This window comes from Enterovibrio sp. QJM3NY_24, assembly GCF_057786035.1.
On sequence record NZ_CM173520.1, the window covers coordinates 815,832 to 838,336 of the forward strand.

At 47.1% G+C, this 22,505-nt stretch carries 21 protein-coding genes; 9 read left to right on the forward strand and 12 right to left on the reverse strand.

Features of this window, described 5'->3' with window-relative positions:
* Positions 1-24 precede the first annotated feature (24 nt).
* Positions 25-771 (reverse strand): AAA family ATPase, encoded by a 747-nt coding sequence (locus AC3CIC_RS20010; RefSeq protein WP_488515958.1) that lies wholly within the window; start codon positions 769-771, stop codon positions 25-27.
* Positions 772-972: 201 nt separating this feature from the next.
* On the opposite strand from AC3CIC_RS20010, the gene AC3CIC_RS20015 reads away from it, so the two are divergent.
* Complete coding sequence (locus tag AC3CIC_RS20015) at positions 973-2,691, forward strand: RluA family pseudouridine synthase (RefSeq protein WP_488515959.1); 1,719 nt, start codon at positions 973-975, stop codon at positions 2,689-2,691.
* Between the two features lie 100 nt (positions 2,692-2,791).
* Here the strand turns inward: AC3CIC_RS20015 and AC3CIC_RS20020 are convergent, their stop codons facing one another.
* Positions 2,792-3,127: a rhodanese-like domain-containing protein gene (locus AC3CIC_RS20020; protein WP_017006633.1), complete on the reverse strand. Its 336-nt coding sequence runs from the start codon at positions 3,125-3,127 to the stop codon at positions 2,792-2,794.
* A 142-nt stretch (positions 3,128-3,269) separates the two neighbouring features.
* The gene (locus tag AC3CIC_RS20025) at positions 3,270-4,160 is read right to left on the reverse strand and encodes a helix-turn-helix domain-containing protein (protein WP_488515960.1); all 891 of its coding nucleotides are present in this window, start codon (positions 4,158-4,160) and stop codon (positions 3,270-3,272) included.
* A 461-nt stretch (positions 4,161-4,621) separates the two neighbouring features.
* Here AC3CIC_RS20025 and AC3CIC_RS20030 point away from each other — a divergent pair, with 461 nt between their 5' ends.
* From AC3CIC_RS20030 to AC3CIC_RS20040, 3 genes are all read left to right on the forward strand, one after another.
* Complete coding sequence (locus tag AC3CIC_RS20030) at positions 4,622-5,725, forward strand: efflux RND transporter periplasmic adaptor subunit (protein ID WP_488515961.1); 1,104 nt, start codon at positions 4,622-4,624, stop codon at positions 5,723-5,725.
* Positions 5,726-5,735: 10 nt separating this feature from the next.
* Positions 5,736-8,849 carry an efflux RND transporter permease subunit gene (locus tag AC3CIC_RS20035; RefSeq protein WP_488515962.1) on the forward strand — a complete coding sequence of 1,038 codons (3,114 nt, stop codon included), beginning with the start codon at positions 5,736-5,738 and terminating at the stop codon, positions 8,847-8,849.
* Positions 8,850-9,004: 155 nt separating this feature from the next.
* Positions 9,005-9,496 (forward strand): peptidylprolyl isomerase, encoded by a 492-nt coding sequence (locus AC3CIC_RS20040; RefSeq protein WP_016958305.1) that lies wholly within the window; start codon positions 9,005-9,007, stop codon positions 9,494-9,496.
* Between the two features lie 95 nt (positions 9,497-9,591).
* Here AC3CIC_RS20040 and rodA read toward each other — a convergent pair whose 3' ends face one another.
* The 4 genes from rodA to AC3CIC_RS20060 form a co-directional block, all read right to left on the reverse strand.
* Positions 9,592-10,701, reverse strand: coding sequence for a rod shape-determining protein RodA (rodA, locus tag AC3CIC_RS20045; protein ID WP_016958304.1), 1,110 nt, complete (start codon positions 10,699-10,701; stop codon positions 9,592-9,594).
* Positions 10,702-10,766: 65 nt separating this feature from the next.
* Entirely contained in the window at positions 10,767-11,438 is a 672-nt protein-coding gene (locus tag AC3CIC_RS20050) for a DedA family protein (protein ID WP_488515963.1), read from the reverse strand.
* Between the two features lie 63 nt (positions 11,439-11,501).
* Positions 11,502-11,942 (reverse strand): hypothetical protein, encoded by a 441-nt coding sequence (locus AC3CIC_RS20055; protein WP_488515964.1) that lies wholly within the window; start codon positions 11,940-11,942, stop codon positions 11,502-11,504.
* A 159-nt stretch (positions 11,943-12,101) separates the two neighbouring features.
* Positions 12,102-12,827 (reverse strand): phosphatase PAP2 family protein, encoded by a 726-nt coding sequence (locus AC3CIC_RS20060; protein ID WP_488515965.1) that lies wholly within the window; start codon positions 12,825-12,827, stop codon positions 12,102-12,104.
* Positions 12,828-12,956: 129 nt separating this feature from the next.
* Here AC3CIC_RS20060 and AC3CIC_RS20065 point away from each other — a divergent pair, with 129 nt between their 5' ends.
* Positions 12,957-13,286 carry a DHCW motif cupin fold protein gene (locus AC3CIC_RS20065; RefSeq protein ID WP_394209022.1) on the forward strand — a complete coding sequence of 110 codons (330 nt, stop codon included), beginning with the start codon at positions 12,957-12,959 and terminating at the stop codon, positions 13,284-13,286.
* 189 nt (positions 13,287-13,475) lie between these two features.
* Entirely contained in the window at positions 13,476-14,135 is a 660-nt protein-coding gene (locus AC3CIC_RS20070; RefSeq protein WP_017006628.1) for a DNA-methyltransferase, read from the forward strand.
* A gap of 81 nt (positions 14,136-14,216) precedes the next feature.
* On the opposite strand, the gene rlmF is transcribed toward AC3CIC_RS20070, so the two are convergent.
* From rlmF to AC3CIC_RS20085, 3 genes are all read right to left on the reverse strand, one after another.
* Complete coding sequence (rlmF, locus tag AC3CIC_RS20075; protein WP_488515966.1) at positions 14,217-15,254, reverse strand: 23S rRNA (adenine(1618)-N(6))-methyltransferase RlmF; 1,038 nt, start codon at positions 15,252-15,254, stop codon at positions 14,217-14,219.
* A gap of 121 nt (positions 15,255-15,375) precedes the next feature.
* On the reverse strand, positions 15,376-15,765 hold the full coding sequence (locus AC3CIC_RS20080) for a cupin domain-containing protein (RefSeq protein ID WP_017006623.1): 390 nt from the start codon (positions 15,763-15,765) through the stop codon (positions 15,376-15,378).
* Positions 15,762-16,136, reverse strand: coding sequence for a YkvA family protein (locus tag AC3CIC_RS20085; RefSeq protein WP_371732801.1), 375 nt, complete (start codon positions 16,134-16,136; stop codon positions 15,762-15,764). Before AC3CIC_RS20085 ends, AC3CIC_RS20080 begins: the two co-directional genes overlap by 4 nt.
* A 237-nt stretch (positions 16,137-16,373) precedes the next feature.
* Here AC3CIC_RS20085 and AC3CIC_RS20090 point away from each other — a divergent pair, with 237 nt between their 5' ends.
* On the forward strand, positions 16,374-17,402 hold the full coding sequence (locus tag AC3CIC_RS20090; RefSeq protein WP_488515967.1) for an ion channel: 1,029 nt from the start codon (positions 16,374-16,376) through the stop codon (positions 17,400-17,402).
* A 120-nt stretch (positions 17,403-17,522) separates the two neighbouring features.
* On the opposite strand, the gene AC3CIC_RS20095 is transcribed toward AC3CIC_RS20090, so the two are convergent.
* Both AC3CIC_RS20095 and AC3CIC_RS20100 read right to left on the reverse strand, forming a co-directional pair.
* A complete protein-coding gene (locus AC3CIC_RS20095; RefSeq protein ID WP_488515968.1) occupies positions 17,523-18,479 on the reverse strand; it encodes a GTPase family protein in 957 nt (318 codons plus the stop codon).
* A gap of 207 nt (positions 18,480-18,686) precedes the next feature.
* A complete protein-coding gene (locus tag AC3CIC_RS20100) occupies positions 18,687-19,760 on the reverse strand; it encodes a GTPase family protein (protein ID WP_488515969.1) in 1,074 nt (357 codons plus the stop codon).
* A gap of 509 nt (positions 19,761-20,269) precedes the next feature.
* Here AC3CIC_RS20100 and AC3CIC_RS20105 point away from each other — a divergent pair.
* Positions 20,270-21,670, forward strand: coding sequence for a tryptophanase (locus AC3CIC_RS20105; RefSeq protein WP_488515970.1), 1,401 nt, complete (start codon positions 20,270-20,272; stop codon positions 21,668-21,670).
* Between the two features lie 418 nt (positions 21,671-22,088).
* Entirely contained in the window at positions 22,089-22,457 is a 369-nt protein-coding gene (locus AC3CIC_RS20110) for a hypothetical protein (RefSeq protein ID WP_488515971.1), read from the forward strand.
* The last annotated feature ends 48 nt before the right edge of the window (positions 22,458-22,505 follow it).

Genomic DNA, 22,505 nt, shown 5'->3' on the forward strand with positions numbered 1-22,505 from the left:
GAATATGTCAACTTAACGTCAGTATTAATCCAAAAACAATTGCTCTAGCATCGGCGCAGGGTTGTTTAAAAACGCTTTGGTTATCTGATAATGCTCTGTGTCCTCGTACTTGATGCGGTTGATACCAGATTGATCTATCTGATAAATCCGTGCGCCGGGATAGGCCATGAGTAACGGGGAATGCGTCGCAATGATAAACTGGGATTTTGCTTTCACCAGCTGATGCATGCGGCTCAATACAGATAGCTGCCGCGTTGGCGAAAGTGCCGCTTCGGGCTCGTCGAGAATGTACAAGCCCTCCCCACCAAATCGTTCCACCATCAAAGCAAGAAACGACTCGCCGTGAGATTGATGATGCAAAGAGACACCGCCGTATGAATTGATGATCGGCGGTCCACCGCCCCCTTCATCCAATTCATCAATGTTTGTCGCGACGTTGTAAAAGCTTTCCGCCCGCAGAAAAAAGCCGTCACGGTGCTTCTTGTAGGATTTCGATAATAACAAATATTTGTAGAGGGACGAATGCGTAGATCGGGTGCCAAAGTTAAAGTTTTTTGTGCCGCCTTCCGCGTTAAACCCCATTCCGACAGCGATAGCTTCTAGCAGTGTCGATTTCCCGCTGCCATTCTCCCCCACCAAGATGGTCACGTCTTTTGCAAATTCAAGCGTATCAAGATGGCTCACTGCCGGAATAGAAAACGGGTAGGCGTTGAAAGAATCTACCTGTTCCCGTTTCAAGCGAACCTCTTTCAAATAAGGTAATGCTTCCATGTGTAAAATACCTGACGTTGGAAGAGACTAAGTATAAAGTGAAACATAACGCGCCTGCAAAAACATGCCGAATAGCCCTGAATTTAGGGTGAGGGCGAAACCAACAACGGGAAAGCGACTATCACGAGGCTGTCCAAAGTAGTATTTCTCACCTAAACAGGTAAAATCACGCCCCCATCGTGTTGCTGATAGATATTTACCATGCACCCAGACGCATTGTTTACCCCAGACGAACTGTTTACCCGCTTTAACGCCACTATCGATCAATTCGAGTTGCCGAGCGCGTTTACATTCCCCTTTTACTATCAGCCACATCCGCTTTGTGTGCTTGCTGCCACTGAATTGCAGCAACACCTAGTCACGCAATCCGAATGGCACCATGACTTTGGGCTAAGCGATGATTTCGAGCTAGACAATGACAAGGCGTCAGATGGCACAGGTAAAATGTTTGGCGTCTTGCTTGTACGTTCTCCAAGCGGTGAGCTCGGCTATTTCAGTGCTTTCTCTGGCAAAATTGCTGAGCAAAACATCCTCCCGAATTTCGTACCCCCCGTGTTTGATATGCTGGCCGAAGCGTGTTTTTTCCAAACAGAGTTGGAAGCGATCACTGCATTAAACACACATGTCACCGCGCTTACTGCTAATCCTTTAGTGGCGCAACTGACGGCCCAGATCGCGCAATATCAAACCGAATACCAAACCCTTGAACAACAACAACGTCAATCCATGATTGCGGGTCGCGCAGCACGCAAGCAACAGCGCCAACAGGCAGAGAGAGCCCTGACCGGAGATCCACTGAAAGACGCTCTCGATACACTTGCCAAACGAAGCGTTGCGGAGAAAAACGATCTTAAATACCTCAAGCTGGAATGGGATAAAAAAATCGGTGCGGTTCACGTAGAACTCACTCAGTTAACCGCTGATATCGAGCACGCCAAACAGCAGCGTAAAGCCTTATCTAATGCGCTTCAAAACAAACTGTTTGAGCAATATTGCTTTCTGAATGCACGCGGGGAAGATAAATCCCTCAAAGCCATTTTCGCGCCAACGGCCAGCCCTGTCCCACCTGCAGGGGCCGGCGAGTGCGCGGCACCCAAACTGCTCCACTACGCTTACAAACACGACTTTACCCCGCTTGCGATGGCCGAATTTTGGTGGGGCGTTTCACCAAAATCAGAAGTGCGTCAGCATAAAAAGTTCTACCCATCATGCCACGGCAAGTGCAATCCCATTCTTGGGCATATGCTGCAAGGGTTAAACGTCGACCCAAACCCATTGGAAGAAAACTGGGCAGAAGATAAAGCGTTGGAAATTGTCTATCAAGACGACGCTATTGTCGTGGTGAATAAACCCTCTGGCCTACTCTCTGTGCCAGGGAAAACCATTAAAGACTCCGCGTACACCCGCGTTATCGATATATTTCCTGACGTTGAAGGGCCGTTTGTGCTGCATCGATTAGACATGGCGACATCGGGCTTGTTGGTATTTGCCCTCACGCGACGTGCGAACAAGAGCTTACAAAAACAATTCATTACTCGCGGCATAGAAAAACGCTATATCGCCATGGTGGAAGGCGTTGTTGAACAAACTCAAGGTGAGATCAATTTGCCAATGCGCGGCGACCCAGACGACAGGCCTCGTCAATTGGTCTGCTTTGAACATGGCAAGCCAGCAACAACTTATTGGCAGTTAATTTGTATTGAAAAGGGTCGCAGTAAGCTTCATATGTACCCGAAAACAGGCCGTACTCATCAGCTTCGCGTGCATTGCGCACATCACATGGGGCTGAATATGGCGATGGTAGGTGATGGTTTATATGGCGATAGAGATGCTCGCCTTCACTTGCATGCGGAACAACTCGCGTTTGATCACCCTTACACGCACCAACGCATGACGTTTAGCGTTGATTGTGATTTTTAATCAATAGAAGACAGAAACAACTGGCGGGCACAGCATACTCATATTTTGTTGAATGAGAGCCCGTGCCTTTTCATCTCTAACTGGCGTTGGGAACGTGGGTTCATTGGTCTTTCAAACCACGCTCCACTCTCGCATCGCTAATACCCCCCGCATTAAACACATTCTGATAGCCTGCACCTTTAAGTGCATTCATTGCTTTGCCTGAACGAACGCCGCTGAGGCAATACAAGCGAATTTCCGTGTCTTTGTCAGGGTAAAGCGCACTGACTTCTTTAACGATCTCTGAATGAGAAACCCTTGCGTCACCCGGTATGTTATCGAAAAAATGCTCCGCAGCACTGCGGGTGTCTATCCAAACAGCCTCAGCATGGGCTGTCGCACTGAGCAGAATAGCCATTAGGGCAATGACAATGTGTTTAGTGCTTTGAAACGTCATGGTTTTCTTTTCCCTTAGTGATGAATGTTCCTATGGTTGCTGTTCCAATCTCTAACATTACCCATCTCCAATGCAAGCTTTGCTGAATGAGGTTCAGGCTTTACTCGCAGTTGTCTTGGTCAGATCAACAAACGTTTTTCGATCACCGAGCCTTTTTTATCTGATTGGGTGTTTTTCCATATTTCAATTTAAACACTCTGATAAAATTAGACACATTTTCATACCCCACCTCTAAGGCCGCATCCGTCACCGATATCGCCCCTCGTTCAAGAAGCGTATTTGCACGAACCATCCTTTTGTCTCGCAACCATTTTTGAGGCGTCACGTTATAAATATTTTTGAAGTCCCGATTAAAGCTAGAAATGCTTCTTCCAGATAATTGAGCCAAATCACTGACCGTTAAGTGCAGTATGTCTTCCGATTCAAGCAGCCGACGGAGATTTCGTTTGTTAGATATTGCCTTTTGGGCAAGCAATGCATGAATCAAATTTTTGTCACCCATATATGCTACAAGGTGCAATAACTCTTGGAGTTTAATATCCAAATAGCTTGAAGATTTTATATCAGACTGAATCGTACTGAAGAAATTGGCTAAGCCATTATCTTTTTCTTCCAGAAGGCAAAAGCCCTGATCTGTGTTTGAAACCAAATCGTCACTTTTCACCTTTTTCAAGTATTCGAGGATCGCCTGCTCATCAAAAAAGACCAAATAGGCTTTCAATGATTCGGTACTTTTTACGAAATCAGAATGCAAATTTAATCCTTGAGCAAGAAATATCGCCGACCCAGGGAACAACTCTGTTGTGCCGTTATCACTGTTAGTCAGCGTTTCACGGCCACTTTCGATGTATATCAAACACGGTTGATTGGTATAAAACTTAATATCAGACAAGTCTTGTTCAAGCTGCTTTCGAAACACCACAGCATCGCCACTTTGCATCAGGACACTGACATCTTTCATCGCAAACAATGCCTGTGGAAGCACTAAAATATTCGTTTGTGTATATTCGTAAATTGTTTTCATTCTTGGCATTTACACCCATTCCATCGCGACCTACAGACTATAGCAATGACCAGCACAGAGCTTCACTCATCATGGGACATAAAGGAGCAAGTGGCCATCGGCGTCATGATAAAGTCACGCCAAACAGCCTTAAGTGGTGTGCCGATTTGGTGCTGCGCCCCCCTTTCCACCCTCCATGACCTCTTTATCTATCACAAGCCACTGTTTCGTCCCAACAAGGAAACACTCCTAACTTGCTCGCCGCATATACTTTTTACTGAAAGTCACCAATGAAGTGAGTGAACATGGCGTCGCAAACCGTGCTTTTGATCCGGTGCTACCTCTCGAACCACGAGACAAACACCCAGCCTGATCACCCAAGCGAAACCTTCCATGTTTTGCTGTATTCCCATGCCAATGTGGTCTCGTCATGGGCGCCTTCACCTTCACTTTTTGAACCATCAATTTGATAAGAGCATGGAGATTCACACATGAGTAAGTGGGTAATAGGGATGATAGTGATTGTTGTGCTCGCCTTCGGCACAGTGATTGGGTTCAACCTCTTTGTGAATAAAAAAATCGAGAACACACTGGCCAACTTGCCCGAGCCTGTGTATCCCGTGACCATCGAAAAGCTCACACCAACAGTGTGGCCACAAGGCATTAGTGCTATCGGTTTTATCGAACCCAACCAAGGGGTAGATGTATCCAATGAAGTCGCCGGTATTGTCACCGCGATTAACTTTGACAACGGTGGTTCAGCGAAACAGGGCACTGTGCTACTCAGCCTTGATGCTTCGGTGCAAAAAGCTGACCTCAAAGCGCAACAAGTACAACTTCCTTCCGTACGTGATGATTACAACCGCCTCGTCAAACTCTACAAAGAGCGCTCTGTATCTGAACAAAGCGTTGAAACAGCACAGTCAAAATACCAAGCCATGCTCGCCAATATTGAAAGCTTGCAAGCAACTATCGCATTGCGAGAAATCAAAGCCCCGTTTAACGGCCTACTCGGTATTCGAAACGTTAACCTCGGCCAATATGTGTCAGTAGGAACAGACATTGTTCGCCTTGAAGATCTGTCTGTGATGCGCGTGCGTTTTAGCGTGCCTCAGGCTGAATTAGGCAATATCAGTATCGGCCAAGCCATTTCGCTCACAGTCGAAGCTTTCCCTGGTCGCACCTACAAAGGCGCGATCAATGCTATTGAACCGGTAGTGAACAACCAAACGGGGTTAGTGATGGTGCAAGCCGAGCTGCCTAACGATGACAACTCCTTACGCGGCGGCATGTTTGCCGATGTGAACATCGCGCTGTCCAACCTCGACAATCAATTTGTGGTACCACAAACCGCCATTGTGTTCGCGCTATACGGCAACTCGGTATATGTGGTGGAAAAGAAAGACAACGAAACCCGCGTCAAACAAGTCACGGTTGAAGTCACTCAACGCAATGGCAACGACGCATTGGTCACTGGCACACTGAAATTTGATGATGAAGTCGTCACCACTGGCATATTGAACTTAGGTAACAACGCAAAAGTAGACATTGTACCTAACCCAATTTCCGTACCCGATAAGATGCCGCAACTTTAAGGAGCCGGAAATGAAATTTACCGATATTTTCATACATCGTCCGGTAATGGCGGCGTCTCTCAGTGTGTTATTGCTGTTGCTTGGTTTGAACGCACTGAAAGATCTGCAAGTACGCCAGTACCCAGAAATGACCAACACCGTTATCACAGTGACCACGCCCTACCCCGGCGCTGATGCCAATTTGGTGGAAGGCTTTATTACTCAGCCACTAGAGCAAGCACTGGCACAGGTTGATAACCTGGATTTCATGACGTCAGCCAGTCAACTTGGCAGTTCCAGCATTGTGCTGAACATGATGCTCAATACCAACCCCGAAGGGGCTCTGGCGAATGTGCTTTCGCAAATTAACTCGGTGAGTAACCAACTTCCTAAAGAAGCCTATAACCCCTCGGTCACTTCATCGACGGGTTCCACCACATCCATTATGTATATCTCGTTCTTTAGTGGTGATTTGAACTCAAGCCAAATTGCGGACTACTTGGAACGCGTGGTCAATCCGCAGCTATCAACCGTTAATGGCGTGTCTAATATCGTCATGATGGGCGGTGCGCCGTTTGCGCTGCGAATATGGCCAGATCCGAAAAAGTTAGGACAATATGACCTTTCAACAACGGACCTCGTCAACATTTTGCAGCAAAACAATTACCAATCTGCCGTCGGGCAATTCAATAGCTATTTCACGGTATTGAACAGTACCATCGACAGTCAGGTTGACACCGTTGATGGTCTGAAAAACCTGATCATCAAGAGTCAAGATGGCCAAGTCGTGATGCTTCAAGACGTTGCCGAAGTGAACATGAGCAAAAGCAGCGACAGTTCCCGTGCGTTGGCCAATGGACGTGAAGCGGTGATCATCGGCATTAATGCCACACCCACGGCGAACCCACTTGATGTAGCGGCAGGTATTCGTGTGCAGTTTGAATCTGTTAAGCGCAACCTGCCTTCTACGATCGATGCAGAAGTGCTGTACGACTCCACCTTAGCGATTACGGATTCTATCGACGAGGTGGTGAAAACCATCATCGAAGCCGCGGTGATTGTTATCATCGTGATACTGCTTTTCCTGGGCTCATTCCGCGCGGTGGTCATTCCAATTGTGACGATTCCGTTGTCATTGATTGGCGTCATGGCTGTTATGCAAGCCTTTGGTTTCACACTCAATTTAATGACGCTGCTCGCGATGGTATTGGCTATTGGTCTGGTGGTGGATGACGCCATTGTGGTGGTAGAAAACGTCGATCGGCATATCAAAATGGGCACCAAACCCTTTAAAGCCGCTATCGAAGCGACCCGAGAAATTGCCGTTCCGGTTATCTCGATGACCATCACGCTCGCTGCCGTATATGCGCCGATTGCCTTAATGGGCGGCGTAACAGGGGCATTGTTCAAAGAGTTTGCGTTAACGCTCGCTGGCGCGGTGTTTATCTCCGGTTTTGTGGCACTCACCCTCTCGCCCATGATGTGTTCGAAAATGCTGAAGCCTCACGTGAAACCAAGCAAATTTGAATCTACGGTAGAAAGCGTGTTGGGGGGAGTCACTAAGCGTTATGAACGCGCGCTTCATGCCGTATTAGATCACAAGCGCGTTGTAGTGGTCTTTGCCCTTTTTGTATTGGTATCACTGCCAATCCTCTTCAGCTTTATCCCATCACAGCTCGCACCCGATGAAGATCAGGGCGTGGTCGTCGTGATCGGCAGTACACCATCTACTTCAAACAATGACTATATCCAGTCCAACATGGAATTGATCGGCAAGATCATTTCCAAGCAACCTCAAGCAGAAGCGTCGCTTGCCATGATTGGTGTGCCTACCAGCAGCCAAGGGATTGCTATCGGGCCATTGATCCCATGGAGTGATCGAACGCAGAGCCAGAAAGAGATCTCAGCCACCATCAATAAAGAGGCAAAAAAAATCCCCGGCATTAATGCCACCGCATACCAAATGCCATCATTGCCCGGCGCGTCTGGCGGCCTACCAGTGCAATTCGTGATCACCAGCCCGGCAGATTTCGAAACCCTGTATAACATCGGCAGCAAAATGCTGGAGAAAGTGAAGAACAGCCCGCTATTTGTGTATTCGGACGTTAACTTGAAATACGACTCAGGTTTGGTGCAATTAACCATCGACCGAGAAGCAGCAGGTGCGTATGGCGTCACTATGCAAGCGATTGGCGCCACATTAGGAACAATGATGAGCGGTGGCTACATTAATCGCGTCAACATCGATGGGCGTTCATATGAGGTCATTCCTGAAGTCGAACGAGCCAATCGTGCCAACCCGCATCTCATCAATCAGTTCTATGTCACGGCGCAAAATGGTTCCGCCGTTCCGTTGTCGAGCTTGGTGAGTTTCACCGTTAACGGACAGGCCAGAACGTTGCCGCACTACAACCAAATGAACGCCATCTCAATTGAAGGTGTGCCTGCACCCAATGTTGCGATGGGTGATGCGATCAGCTTCTTAGAAGGACTCGCAGCCACGGACCTACCACAAGGTTACACCTACTCCTTCATGGGAGAAGCAAGACAGTTTGTGGAAGAAGGTAGCTCCCTGTACCTAACCTTTGCACTGGCATTGGCGATTATCTTCCTCGTGCTTGCTAGCCAGTTTGAAAGTGTTCGCGACCCTTTGGTCATCATGTTCACCGTACCGCTCGCCATCAGCGGTGCATTGATCGCGTTGGGCTGGACACACATGTCTGGCGAGACATCGATGAACATTTATTCGCAAGTTGGCTTGATCACCTTGGTCGGACTCATCACCAAGCACGGGATCTTGATGTGTGAAGTGGCAAAAGAAGAGCAAATCATGAAAGGCGTATCAAAACAGGAAGCCATTGTTGAAGCCGCCACTGTGCGTTTGCGTCCTATTTTGATGACAACGTCAGCCATGATTGCGGGCTTGATACCTCTATTGTTCGCAACCGGTGCAGGAGCAGCATCACGCTATAACATTGGTTTGGTCATCGTGGCAGGCCTTGCGGTTGGCACCTTGTTCACCTTGTTCGTTCTTCCCGTGATGTACACCTATATCTCTGGCGGTCACAAGCTCCATGAAGGCGAGATGGATGATGAGCCCGATGAGCCAACCGCTATCCCTGAACAGCCTGAAACAACCCACTAAAGAACGTTTATAGGCCATAGACGGTAGATAAAAAAGCGCTCAGTCTTTTTGACTGAGCGCTTTTCTCGTTTAACGGCTTCATCATCACTACTTTTAATCTTTGGCTTTGCGTATATACTGCGCCCCTTTCGTTTTTATCCAACGGCTTTCGACCTATGATTATTTTTACCACTAACTTCGGCGACATTGAAATCGAATTGGACTCAGACAAAGCACCCGTCTCGTCTAAGAACTTTTTGAAATATTGCGAAGACGGCTTCTACGACAACACCATATTTCACCGAGTGATCAAAGGTTTCATGATCCAAGGCGGCGGATTCACGGCGAAAATGAAAGAGAAGCCAACCGACGCCCCTATTGTGAATGAAGCGAACCGTGGATTGAAAAACCGTATTGGCACTATTGCAATGGCCCGCACGGATGCACCGCATTCAGCAACTGCACAATTTTTCATTAACTTAGAAGACAATGGCTTTTTGGATTACACCGCGACCACTAATCAAGGTTGGGGCTATGCCGTATTTGGTAAAGTGACAGCAGGAATGGACGTGGTAAACAACATTGGTAACGCAATGACAACACGCGTTGCCGGGCACGATGATGTGCCGATGGATCCTATTGTTATTCAAAGCGTCACCATTAAGTAATACGTTCTAAGCGGTTATTTAGACAAACAAAAGGCAGGTTCAGAACCTGCCTTTTTTGATGCTTAATTTTTTGTTTAGTCAGTATGAACCTGCGACTATTTCGAAAGGCTTCGCTGTGACCACGTCGCTTCAACTTGCTGAACACCACAACACAACGCCATGATGATGCCAAAGCATGCGCCCTGAGTAATCATAGCCGTTCCCCCATAGCTAATGAATGGCAATGGGCTTCCCATCACAGGCAGTATGCCGCTCACCATACCAAGGTTAATGAATGCGTACAGAAAGAAACTCATCGCCAAAGCACCACTCACAAGACGTGAAAATGCTGACGGGGATTGACTCGCCAACCACAAAGTTCGACCTGAAATAAATAAGTACAGAAGCACCACAACTGCACTGCCCATGTAACCCCACTCTTCCGCAAGTGTCGAAAAAATGAAATCAGTGTGGCTTTCGGGAATAAATCCGAGTTGCCCCTGCGTAGCGCCCATGAATCCTTTTCCATCAAAACCACCAGAACCAATCGCAATCAAAGACTGGATGATCTGATAGCCAGATCCGAGCGGGTCGGATTCAGGGTTCAAAAACTGAGTAACACGCATTTTTTGGTAGTCTTTCATAAAGAAAAACCACATCACGGGCACTATCGCCGCCACGGTAGCCAAAACACCGCCAATGATTTTCCAGCTCATCCCCGCAAGGTACAGCACAAACAGCGCGTACATCACGGTGAATATTGCGCCGTCCAAATCAGGCTGGATCACAATCAATAACACAGGCAAGGCCGTGACTACGGCACACAAAGCTATTTTCTTTAACCCAGGTCGCCCAGGATCTTTCACAATCAGCCATGCCATCATCATCGGCATGGCCACTTTGATCAATTCAGAAGGTTGAAAGCGAATGGGTCCCAATGCTAACCAGCGTTTTGCGCCATTCACGGTATCACCAGCAATGATAACCCCGAACAAAAGCACAATCGCGATAACGAAAAGCTTAGGTGCGAAATCTTTATAAATTCTTGCCGGAATAGTGGATAAACCCACGAGTGCCAAAATGGCCAACGCCGCACGCGCTAAATGGCGTTCAAGGATTGGCAAGCTAAAGCCACTTGCACTCCAAACACTTATCGATCCCAAAGCAATCAACGCACAAATCGCAACAAACAACGGATAATCAATCCGCAAGCGATAGCTGTTCACAACATTCTCTATTTCACTCGGTAAAAAGGCGCGCAAGAATACCGCTAGCACGCAAAAATGCAACCTTATGCGGTGGGATTAAGGTCTGCTCGAAGCGCTTTACGAATACGCCATGTCACCGCAGTTAGAATTCCGATACACAAGGTAATAACAGGTGCAGCCATCAACCCCATGGTCACTAAACGGCTAATGGGCTCAGGAAGCGAAGGCAGCAAGTAACCCATACCCGCCAACAAGAACACCCACATACTGGCACTCAGCCACGCGAAACGATGAAATCTCGGCACTTCATCCACACGCATTCCCATCATCATTGGCAAAACAGAACGCACACCCGGTACAAAGCGAGCAATAAACAGCGCAACCAAACCGTGGCGACACAAAAGCGCATCCACTGTACGCATTTGTTTTTCTGGTACCTTTGCTAACCAAGATTGCACCAGCGGAAATTTGTTAAGCCAGCGGCCTTGTAAGAACGCTAACCAACTTCCTATCGACGCGGCAATGATCAGCATCGGAAAGGCAATAAAGGGATCCAATACACCTACAGCTGAAAGCGTACCAACAAGTACAACGATGCTGTCACAAGGCAGCGGTGCGGCGGGAAGAAAACCGCTTTCTAGGCTGATTAACATCGCCACAAGAATATAAATTAGGGTTGCACTACCAGGGGTTAGCAGTGCATTGAAATCTTGGTGCCAAATGGCGACCAATACGTCTTGGATTGCTTCAAACATTGTTTCTCCAAAATACCAAGGTGCAAGGAATGCGAGTTACGGGTTTCATTGGCTTTTTGTTGTCTATATTGATACTTCTCTCCGTTTCCTTGCGTGAATACAAAGAGTCAGGCGTGAATGTATCGTTCGACGAGAATGAATAAATCGATACTGCAAATTGGCATCTTGCCAGCCCGCGAGGCGATCACTATCAATGAAAGAATATGTGCGAGGTAGCCCGAACAAAACATGCCCCAAAGCCAATAAGCTCGCTATCGAAGTGAGCAATATCGGCCAAGAAAATGGGTCATTTTTTAACGGGGTTGGAGTGGCAAAGTAGATACGTGGCGAAGCGATACGACGGGCCAACATATCAATTTTTACGTCAGGTGCTGATTCTTGGCTAACCGCGCTGTTTATCACGTTCTCAGCATGACTTAACCCAATCACACCAAGGGTGTAACTGCCAAGTAACACAGTAAACAATGTCATGATAAATGGTAGCTTTTTGAGCAGTCTTTCCACGTATATGCCAAGAAAATGAAGATGATACTATTTACGTCTAAACACGAAAAAAGACAACGTTTTTGTCATAGGTATCGCACGTAAAGTTGAGCAAACACCCAGTGTTTAAAAAACTCACAAACAGACATAAAAAAAGGGCTGACGCCCTTTTTATCACCCTCAGCTAATTTGCGTTCGAGTTTGCCGAGAGAACACACGTTCAACCAAGGGAATGAGAAAGCACAGCCCTGTCGCGAAAATGAGCGAGCCAAAGAGATCCACAGGCCAGTGCATACCAAGCCAAAGTCGACTCATACCCACTAACCCCGCCCACAACGTGAGTATTACAGCAAAAAAACGATAACCTTCAGACAACAAAATTGCCCCCCAGAATATTGCTGCGCAAGCAGCAAAAAGGGTATGCCCAGAAGGGAATGAATAGTTAGTTTCTCCTCCCCAATGTAGCAAACGCCATGAACTAACGTTTTCTTTCACATTATCGATAACACTCAAACGCTGGTCGGGCGACAAAGAATAGAAATCTGCGGCAGAATCAACTTCACCCATATCCTGCAATACATACGTGTAAGGGCGAGGCTCTTTGGTGACTGACTTCAACACCGTTTTGGTGACAAAGCTGGCGCCAAGAACAAAGGCAAAACACGACAAACACATCAACACTCGCCTAAGAGGCCATCGCAGTAAGAATGGAATAAAGCAGAATAGTGCAGTGGTGAACACGAAGCCTTTTGAACCAGCAGACCACGACAACAAAGAAAACATCATTCCCAGCGTTTCGCTCACGTCCCCAGCATACGAAAAGCGTGTTGAAACACTCGCAGAGAAAGCATAAAAAATGCAAAGTAGTACGGCACACACCCATCCGTATTTTTTACTAAAAACCATGAATAATGTCTCCCAAGGCATCTCACAAAGAGATAATCTAAATTCGAGACCAGAGTTTACCCGTCTCCGTAGCATTGGGATATGGGGTACTCGCCTATACGCACCCTCTCATAAGGAAAGAGTCGAAATATGGAAATGAATAATCTGCCATTTGGCACAACAGACTGGGAAACAATCACGCCGACTGAACACACTGGCGAAACAGGTGTGGCTTACTGGCGAACTCAAAAATTCGGCGATATAAGAGTGCGTGTTGTGGAGTACTCAGCCGGTTACCTCGCAGACCATTGGTGTAAAAAGGGGCACATTCTGTTTTGTCTGTCGGGTGAATTAACCACAGAGCTAGATGACGGCAGCATTCACGTATTGAAGCCCGGCATGAGCTATCACGTTGCGGATAACGCCGAAGCCCATCGCTCATCCACCGAGATTGGCGCCACGTTATTTGTTGTCGATTAATTCTGTAGGCAAGGCGTTAGTCAACAGCGCCATTACTTCAGCAATCTTCGGCTGATTAAAGATGACAAGAGCGTATGTTCTCCCTGCACAGATCAAACCTCTGCATTGATTGCCGTAGATTGGATAAAGGTGTACCTTCTCGCACTTATCAGAAAGGCCGTATTTGCAGTGATTTAACATAGAGGCTCAATGCTTACTTTTAAAAATGATGCCGTAGAATGGCTTTCAACGCTCGCAGACGGGAGCGTTGATCTTTTCATCACAGATCCACCCTATGAATCACTGGAAAAGCACAGAAAAATTGGGACAACGACAAGACTGAAGGTAAGCAAGTCTTCAAGCAATCAGTGGTTTGATATTTTTCCCAATGACCGCTTTGAAGCGCTTCTAAAAGAGATCTATCGCGTTCTAAGAAAGAACTCTCATTTCTATTTATTCTGTGACCAAGAAACGATGTTTGCAATCAAACCGATTGCAGAAAAAGTGGGCTTTAAATTCTGGAAGCCGATCATTTGGGATAAAGTCACGATTGGCATGGGTTACCACTATCGTGCTCGTCATGAATATATTCTGTTTTTCGAGAAGGGAAAAAGAAAACTCAACGACTTAGGCATGCCTGACATTCTCGTTAGCAAAAGAGTCTACAACGGGTATCCCACTGAGAAGCCTGTTCCGCTGATCGAAATGCTCATCTCTCAGAGCAGCACAGAAGGTGAATTAGTTGTCGACCCGTTCTTCGGATCAGGTGCAACGTTAGTCGCCGCAAAAAATCTTGGCCGAAATTATATGGGGTGTGACCTGTCTGATTCTGCACACGAACATTTTCACAAAAGAGTGTCTGAAAGCTAGCGATTCCGTTGTTATTTCTTACCTCCTAGATTGCTTCAACAGGGTCTCTAGGAGGTCATCACATTGATCAGAATGCTCGCCTTACGCTCCCCACCCACTGCACCACAAATCTCTCGCGTCTTTGTCCAAGAATGTCCACGCAACAACACGAGTGACCTTCTGGCCTTGTGCCATGTCGATGGTTTTCACTTCTTTGGCACCAACCGCTTTCAATGCCTGATAAATAGCAGGGAGATTTTCTTTCTTCGACACCATCGTCGTGAACCAAAGACATTGATGCTTGAAGTCTACGCTTTGAGTGATCATGCGATTGACAAACGCGGCTTCACCACCGGGACACCAAAGCTCTGCGTTTTGACCGCCAAAATTCAAAACAGGTTTGCCCTTCCCTTTAGTGAAGTCTTTCGCGTTTGTATGTGACATCGCGTGGGAGGGACGGTTTTCGGCGCCTTTCTTGCGCGCATTGGCTGCAAGGTTACGCACTTTACGCTCAGAACCTTTGGTCGCCTCCTCCATTGAGGTATGAAACGGCGGATTACACAGGGTGAAATCAAAACGATCTTTGGCGTTAATCATGCCGGTGAAAATATTGTCGGGGTTGTTTTGCAAACGACACTCAATACCGCCTTTCAACGTTGAGTTGGCATCCACCAGCAGCTTGGCACTTTTAACAGACACTGGATCGATGTCTGCACCCACAAATTGCCAGCCATACACCCGGTGACCGACCATGGGATACACACAATTTGCCCCCATGCCGATATCTAACCCTTTAACTTTTTTACCCGTCGGAATATTGCCGTTATGGGTGTCAGCAAGAAGGTCTGCAATGTAATGCAGATAATCCGCACGTCCCGGAATAGGCGGGCACAAGTAGCCTTTAGGAATGTCCCAAAAGCTGATTTGGTAGAAGTGATTCAACAGGGCTTTATTCAGGATTTTGACCGCGTCGGGATCAGAAAAATCCACCGACAATTCGCCAAAAGGATTCTTTTTCACAAAAGCGCTCAGCGCTGGCGTACTTTTTACCAACGCTGGGAAGTCATAGCGCGCACGATGCGGATTGCGCGGATGCAGGCCCTTTTTCAATTGTGGGGATGTCTTGCTCGGTTTTGCCATGTTGAAGTCCAGTTGGTGCTGTCTGGGAATCGCAGGGCTGGCATTCTACGCGCTCAATGCCATCTCGGGTAGTCACATTTGAGCAATGCTTTCCGTGTCTCCACGATTTGCTTCCCTTTGTTCAAAATGACGGCACTTGAATACTGTGTTCTGTTGGTTGAGGCGTGATGGTAAGCACTTTCACACCATTTGGAGTATCAAACCGATGCCACACCATTTCTGGCACGACGATCAGCTCGCCTTCAGACAGTGATACTGGCCTTTCTTCCCCGTTTTCTAATAGAAATACCGTGGTTTGTCCTTCAATAATTTGTACTAACTCGTCACCAGGGTGACGCTCCCATTCACTCTTACCGTCATAGTAAGCGATAAATACCCCTCCATCTCGATACGCCGACAAGGTATCAAATGCGTCAGTGCCTTCTCCACTCAACGAATGTTGTGGCGTCCTTCCGGCGAGAAAGGTGACCTTTTCAAAGGCATTTCTGATGTTGATCCGTGATCCCCTCATTTCTCGCTCTCCTTTCCCGTGCTTGTGCTTTGTTTGTTGAACCAACTATCGAGTTTCTCGGTAGCTTTCTCACCATGCTCTGCTTTTACATGCATCACTACCGCAGCGGCAGCAGCCACCAGTACACCTAGGTCGTCCGAGAACCCTACCGCAGGGGTCAGGTCAGGAATGGCATCAATGGGGCTAATAAAGTAACCCAATGCCGCGAACATGGTGGTTTTCGCCCACTTGGGTGTGTCGTCATCAGTGGCGGAATAGTAGAGCCTCAGCGCTTTTTCCAACACGTCGTAACCGGCTTTTTGCGCGAAGTTGCGCGTTTTTGTCCAAAAGCTATCTTCTGAATACTCATCAAGATATTTGTTATCACTCATTACAGCTTCCTTCTTACGCCCTAACGGCATCAAGATGCTTAGATATATCGCAATTGTTCGACATTAGTGGGAAAGTTTCGGCGCATCCAGCACTAAGATGAGAACTTTTTCACAATCAGCAGTATTGAGAAATTGGCTTTGTGAATAGGCTGTTATAATGTGCGGCTAAATTTAATAGATACGCCCAAAAAATCTCGAGATAATTGGGTATAAGACACATGTTAAGGAAAACGGCTGATGACAAAGTGGTACATGGTTCGCCGATGGATCACCTCTCAATTTCAGCATCTGAGTGGTAAGCACGTCGCCATTGCGGTACTGGCTTATGCCGCGCTGAGTTGGGTGTTGCTTAAGGCAGCAGGAGAGCAAGAACTTACCACACCAATTGTTGATTTTGTTTACTATTTACTCGTCACTGCTTCGACGGTAGGTTACGGCGATATGTCTCCACAGACAGACGCAGGAAAATGGGTTGCCGCCCTTTTTGTTATTCCCTGCGGTTTAGGTATTTTTGCGATAGGTGTTGGCCGTTTAGCGGGTATTGCCATTCAGTTTTGGCGTAAAGGATTAACAGGAAAAAGGAGCGTTGACGTGTCTGACCACATTTTAATTTTGGGCTGGAATGAAAGCCGTACCCTACACCTCATCGACATGTTACTCCATGAAGAAAAAAACAAGCGCCCTATTGTGCTTTGTGTTCGAGTAGACATTGAAAACCCGCTGCCGAAAGACATCGATTTTGTTCGCACCACCAGCTTTACCGATGAAACGGCCATGGCACGTGCGGGGGTTAAAGATGCTAGCTGTATCATCATTGATAACCCAGAAGATGACATTACGTTTGCGGCGGCCTTGTTCTGCGCAAGCAAGAATCCCGATGCGCACATTCTCGCGTACTTCCAAGACGAGGTGTTGAGCAATCTATTGAAAACACATTGTCCGAAAGCAGAATGCATTCCGTCGGTATCTGTTGAGATGATGGCAAAATCCGCGCTCGATCCTGGCTCTTCTGAGCTTCATCATGAGCTACTGAATACCCGCAAAGGAATGACCCAATACGCAGTCAGCTACCCCGCCGATGCAAAATACACGACGGTGAATGCATTGTTTCTGAACATGAAAGAAAAACATGATGCCACGCTGATCGGCATACGCCGAGATAGTAATGTGCAGCTTAATCCACCACTGGATGCAGAAGTAATACCAAACGATTTGTTGTTTTACATTGCTGATGAGCGCGTGACAGATTTTAGCTGGGAGCACTAACGAGCAAAATGCCTTTTGCCTAGGTATGAAATGCCTATGTAAAAAGCCAAATGCAACACATAGAGAAAGGGAGCTATCACAGCTCCCTTTCTCTTGCTCTTCAGAAAACAACAAAAGTGCTTATTCCTGATGAAGCGTTCTACGCAAATTACGGCGAACTAAATAGCCAAGTTCCCTGCCTTGCTTACCAAGATAAGCGCCAAGCAAACCACCAAATCTCGCGCCATCTTTCGCGCCTTCGTAAACCAAATCAAACAGATTGTTTTCCATTTCTGTCAGATAATTATCACGATCATCACTTTCATACCACGCCTGCGTTTGTGCGTTTAGCGGCGCATCAATCAAGGTAAGTTTTTTCTCAAGCGGGAGCTTAACGACCATCTGGTTCATGAGTTTCAGCAAATTAAACGGACGAGCTGCTTCATCACGACGTGCGAATTCTGCTGCATAACAAACAGGGGCGATTTCCAGGCCCGTTTCATCCAGCATGCAATGACGCAACAAGGTCGCTGTACTTTCAGGCCAGATTTCCACTTCCGTTGACGGGCTGTCGACAACATAGTCCCACTCGTAACCATAACTGGCGGCATCAACCTTATTGAGCCCGACTACCAATCGGCTATCTAACTTATCGCCCAATGCAGGCACAAGCACTTCTGTTATCAAGCGATAACCACTGTTGAGGTTTCTTTCCGCCGCGTCCAACACCACAACAACCATATCGATAAGCGGATTACCGTCGCTGTCCCGCTCTGTCAACGTTGCTGCCAACTGCATGTCCAGCATAGCGTCTTGTTCAGGATTGCCCGTGTGCCCAGGATAATCCCAAACCACTAAATTGCCCACTTCATAGCGACCAGCATCCGACGAACTTGGCTCTAAAAGCGCGCCACCAAACAATGCCTTGATAGTAGATGTCTTGCCAACGCCTTGCGGCCCAGCAAACAGAATGTTCAGGGGTTGTGCTTCCAATTGATGCAAGCGAAGTTGAAGCGCTGCTTTTTTGAATTCATCCAACAAAGAAGAATGGCTGATATCCATTGCTAGTTGCCGAGAAAATGCGGTGCTATTTTGCATGGGGTTGCCCTCAATGAGTACTACGTAACCAAATGCAACTATAAGCAAAGCAACAGAGTGAATCTGTCTCGCTCTTGATAGTCTTTAACAATTTGTTTACTTACAGGTTGTCGTGCGGAATAGAGCTAAGGGATAATCGAAAGGAGGATCGCCCTAATAGCGAGCCCTCCAGCGTATTTTTCGAAAATAAATGGATGAGAGAAGATGTTAAATCGTCATACCCATTTGTGCGCGAATTGTGTCTGAAACAATGTCTCCCATCGCTCGACCATGACGCCCCAGAAACGCACCAAGTTGCCCACCGAAACGATCGCCATCTCTCGCGCCAACGTGCAAACTATCAAAACAGAGGTTTTCGATGCTTTGCATGTAAATCAATTTGTCATCATGATCACGCCATTGGTCATCACCACAAGTCAGAGGCTGATTCAGCAACAATAAACGCTTTTCCTCTGGCAGGTCAGCCAACATTTTTGCCATGAGTTTTTGTAAGTTATAAGGACGACCATTTGGCGATTCGCCGGCCAACGCACTGTAAGCCAACGGGCGGGTTTGAATACCCGTGTTGTGAGCTAATCGATAGCGCAAGGTCGCTGCGGTGCAATCAAGCCAAATCTCTGCATCCAACGGCATAAGCACATTCGCGTGTGTCCCACGAATATGCCTGGCAACTTTATCGGCTTTGTTCATCAAGATGGTCAAGCGATTTTCTGTCATCGCGCCCATCATGGGCACAATGGAATAGCAGATATCTAAATAGCAATCATCAATATTGCTGCTGGCGGAGTCCAAAACCACAATCACGCGATCAATCAACGGCTCATTATCTGCATTGGTTTCTGATAGCAGTGCGCCAAGCTCACTCCATCGCTCCTGCGCGGGATCATTTTCGCTCGGCAGATCTGCCTGCCACACGGTAAGTTGATTCAATTGCTGACGGCGAATCTTCGAAGAAGCGTCGCTATCATCGTTTTTTAAATCAGCGGCTTGCCAATCATACCCACCAAAAAGCGCCTGCACGGTCGCTGACTTCCCTGCACCTTTTGACCCGATGATCAGTAGATTGAGTGTGTTATGGGATAGCACCTTAAGGCGACGGTCAATACGCGCCTTGTAACTGGCATCCATATCAGTAGACGCAGACACTTGCTGAGATATCGCGTCAAACAAGGGCAAACTAGACATCGCGTTAAGCGCTGGCTTCTTGCCGCTCTCGGACACCTGCGAGCGAAAAATTCTTGGATTAAAAATCGATGTGTTGACGTGGTTATCGAACTGCATAGTGCGGGCTCTCCTCTCCATTAGAATCACTGCTGAACCTTATGCTCTTGCTTCCCTACTATATGCATAGATATGACCAGCGAAGTGTCTCGCACTTGATAGGATCGGATAGTTTTCGCCGTGAATTTATCACCCTTGCGCTTTTAGGCCGCTAGACGCTCAGTTGCATTCATCACTAAATTTGACTACTTTATCAACAGTTGTAACCAAACCATCTTTAGCCAAAACATCAAGGAGGATAGCGAATGAATACGTGCACGCATGATGACAGCGCAGTGCTATTCCATTGGTACAACAACGATATCCAACTCGCCTACGACTTCCCTCGCGATTGATCCTCGCTGACGCACTCGCGTCGATATTTCACCTCGTTTAAACACTCACAATTTACTCGCACGTCCCTTTTTTGTTGGGGTCGGTTTGTGGTTTCTGCGCTTTCCTGATCGCTCACTCGTGAATCATCAGGCGAAGAAAACACCGTCCGTGCGAGCGTAAAAAGGATCAATCCTATGAAACGCTTACCAGAACCGTTCCGTATTAAAATGGTTGAACGCATCAAAATGACCACCCCTGAACATCGCGCGCAAGCATTAGAAACCGCAGGGCTCAACCCGTTTTTGCTCAAAAGCGAAGATGTGTATATTGACCTGTTGACCGACTCCGGCACTGGCGCAATGAGCGATAACCAGTGGGCAGGCATGATGATGGGCGATGAGGCTTATGCTGGCAGCCGTAACTACTACAACTTGTGTGATGCGGTAAAACACTTCTTTGGTTATGAACTCACCGTGCCGACCCACCAAGGGCGTGGCGCAGAGCAAATTCTGTTCCCTTGTTTAATTGAACGGATGCGTCAGGTACGCGGGGGCACAAACCCTGTGTTTATCTCTAACTACCATTTCGATACCACGGCAGGTCATGTTGAAATGAACGGTGGTAAGGCCATCAATGTGCTGACCGAAAAAGCCTTCGACACCGACACCTATGATGATTGGAAAGGCAATTTTGACCTCGATACATTGCGCGAGACCATTGGGCAGCATGGCGCGCACAATATCGCAGCCATTATTACTACCATTACCTGCAACAGCTCCGGCGGTCAGCCTGTTTCCATGGCGAACATGCGCGAGGTTTACCAAATCGCCAAAGAAGCCGATATTCCGGTGGTGATTGATTCCGCGCGCTATTGCGAGAACGCTTGGTTTATCAAACAGCGCGAAACGGGTTACGAAAACCACTCGATCACTGACATCATTCGCGAAATGTATACTTATGGCGATATGCTCACCATGTCTGCCAAGAAAGATCCACTGGTGAATATCGGCGGGCTTTGCTGTGTGCGCGACCATGAAGAACTGTTCCAAGCCGTGCAAACACGCTGTGTGCCCATGGAAGGTTTTATCACCTATGGCGGGATGGCTGGCCGAGATATGGAAGCGCTGGCAAGAGGTTTACACGAAGGTGCAGAGGAAGATTACCTTAACTACCGAATTCGTCAGGTGGAGTATTTGGGCGAGCGTTTACGCGAAGGGGGAATTCCCATCCAATACCCAACAGGGGGTCATGCTGTGTTTGTCGATGCGGGGAAAATGCTGCCTCATATTCCCGCCGAACAATTCCCAGGCCATGTGCTCGCTAACGCCTTATATGTGGAAGCCGGTATTCGCGCGGTTGAAATTGGCTCTTTGCTGCTTGGGCGAGACCCATCAACGGGAGATCAGAAACCCTCCCCGATGGAGCTGATGCGACTCACTATTCCCCGCCGCGTGTACACCAACGACCACATGGATTACATCGCAGACGCGTTGATTGAACTTAAAGAAAAAGCCGCGTCGCTTAAAGGGCTCGATTTCACCTACGAGCCAACAGTGCTGCGACACTTTACGGCCAAATTTAAAGAAAAAACGTAGTATCGGATTCAGACCACATCTCCTCCCTCTTAGCAGGGAGGGGATTTTTAAAATCAAAACTAATTATGAAAGCATATCTCAGACATGTCCTTTCTTATTAATTTAAATAACTCCCTCTTCCTATATCCATATTATCAATAACATAAAAAAGATTTTCACCTCAGACTCTAACTAAATAATAAACGGAATTTTGACCATGCCTTAACAATTGGACATGAATCAAAAGTCATACACAGTGTGAATTCACCAAAAATAAACCATTACCTTGTTTCAGGCTGTTACTATCCTTTCAGTAGCCTGATTTAATGTTCAGACAATCCCCTTCCTCTCTCACCATTAATAGTGGTTCAGGCTGTAGTCATTATAAAAAGACTAATAGCTGGCGTTCAAGCCAATCAACACTTGATGGATAAATACCATGTCTATTCATATATATAGAAACAACATCATCACGCATGAAGCTCAATCTACCGTGGATGATTTCATTACTGAAATCCAAGCCAAGTTTGACGAAATAAACGAAGTAGAAAATCTAACTGTATATTCTGGCTATCATGGAGATGAGAATGGAGACTGGTTCATTGATTTTGATGACCAAGAAGTGGCCGACACAAAAAAATCGGCCACAAATTTCAAGAAAGCCTCCGTTGTTTTCATTTCCACAAAAGCATCAACGATACTGAGTGACGAAGATATAAAGTCTGCCTGCAAAAAGGGAAATGTTTTTTTCACATGGTGTGATGGTGACACAAAGATCAAATCAATTGTGGGGGAACTTGCCGCATAAAGCACCCCACTCTGGTTTCTAAACTTCCCTATTTACACTGTATGAGGA

Excerpts from the sequence above, each read along its gene's own strand:
- AC3CIC_RS20070 (WP_017006628.1), top strand. The coding sequence starts at position 13,476 with ATGCTTACTTTTAAAAATGATGCCGTAGAATGGCTTTCAACGCTCGCA.
- AC3CIC_RS20105 (WP_488515970.1), top strand. The coding sequence starts at position 20,270 with ATGAAACGCTTACCAGAACCGTTCCGTATTAAAATGGTTGAACGCATC.
- AC3CIC_RS20090 (WP_488515967.1), top strand. The coding sequence starts at position 16,374 with ATGACAAAGTGGTACATGGTTCGCCGATGGATCACCTCTCAATTTCAG.
- AC3CIC_RS20020 (WP_017006633.1), bottom strand. The coding sequence starts at position 3,127 with ATGACGTTTCAAAGCACTAAACACATTGTCATTGCCCTAATGGCTATT.
- AC3CIC_RS20050 (WP_488515963.1), bottom strand. The coding sequence starts at position 11,438 with ATGTTTGAAGCAATCCAAGACGTATTGGTCGCCATTTGGCACCAAGAT.
- AC3CIC_RS20095 (WP_488515968.1), bottom strand. The coding sequence starts at position 18,479 with ATGCAAAATAGCACCGCATTTTCTCGGCAACTAGCAATGGATATCAGC.
- AC3CIC_RS20100 (WP_488515969.1), bottom strand. The coding sequence starts at position 19,760 with ATGCAGTTCGATAACCACGTCAACACATCGATTTTTAATCCAAGAATT.
- AC3CIC_RS20065 (WP_394209022.1), top strand. The coding sequence starts at position 12,957 with ATGGAAATGAATAATCTGCCATTTGGCACAACAGACTGGGAAACAATC.
- rlmF (WP_488515966.1), bottom strand. The coding sequence starts at position 15,254 with ATGGCAAAACCGAGCAAGACATCCCCACAATTGAAAAAGGGCCTGCAT.
- AC3CIC_RS20010 (WP_488515958.1), bottom strand. The coding sequence starts at position 771 with ATGGAAGCATTACCTTATTTGAAAGAGGTTCGCTTGAAACGGGAACAG.
- AC3CIC_RS20035 (WP_488515962.1), top strand. The coding sequence starts at position 5,736 with ATGAAATTTACCGATATTTTCATACATCGTCCGGTAATGGCGGCGTCT.
- AC3CIC_RS20080 (WP_017006623.1), bottom strand. The coding sequence starts at position 15,765 with ATGAGGGGATCACGGATCAACATCAGAAATGCCTTTGAAAAGGTCACC.
- AC3CIC_RS20060 (WP_488515965.1), bottom strand. The coding sequence starts at position 12,827 with ATGGTTTTTAGTAAAAAATACGGATGGGTGTGTGCCGTACTACTTTGC.
- AC3CIC_RS20040 (WP_016958305.1), top strand. The coding sequence starts at position 9,005 with ATGATTATTTTTACCACTAACTTCGGCGACATTGAAATCGAATTGGAC.
- AC3CIC_RS20025 (WP_488515960.1), bottom strand. The coding sequence starts at position 4,160 with ATGCCAAGAATGAAAACAATTTACGAATATACACAAACGAATATTTTA.
- AC3CIC_RS20085 (WP_371732801.1), bottom strand. The coding sequence starts at position 16,136 with ATGAGTGATAACAAATATCTTGATGAGTATTCAGAAGATAGCTTTTGG.
- AC3CIC_RS20110 (WP_488515971.1), top strand. The coding sequence starts at position 22,089 with ATGTCTATTCATATATATAGAAACAACATCATCACGCATGAAGCTCAA.
- AC3CIC_RS20030 (WP_488515961.1), top strand. The coding sequence starts at position 4,622 with ATGAGTAAGTGGGTAATAGGGATGATAGTGATTGTTGTGCTCGCCTTC.
- AC3CIC_RS20015 (WP_488515959.1), top strand. The coding sequence starts at position 973 with ATGCACCCAGACGCATTGTTTACCCCAGACGAACTGTTTACCCGCTTT.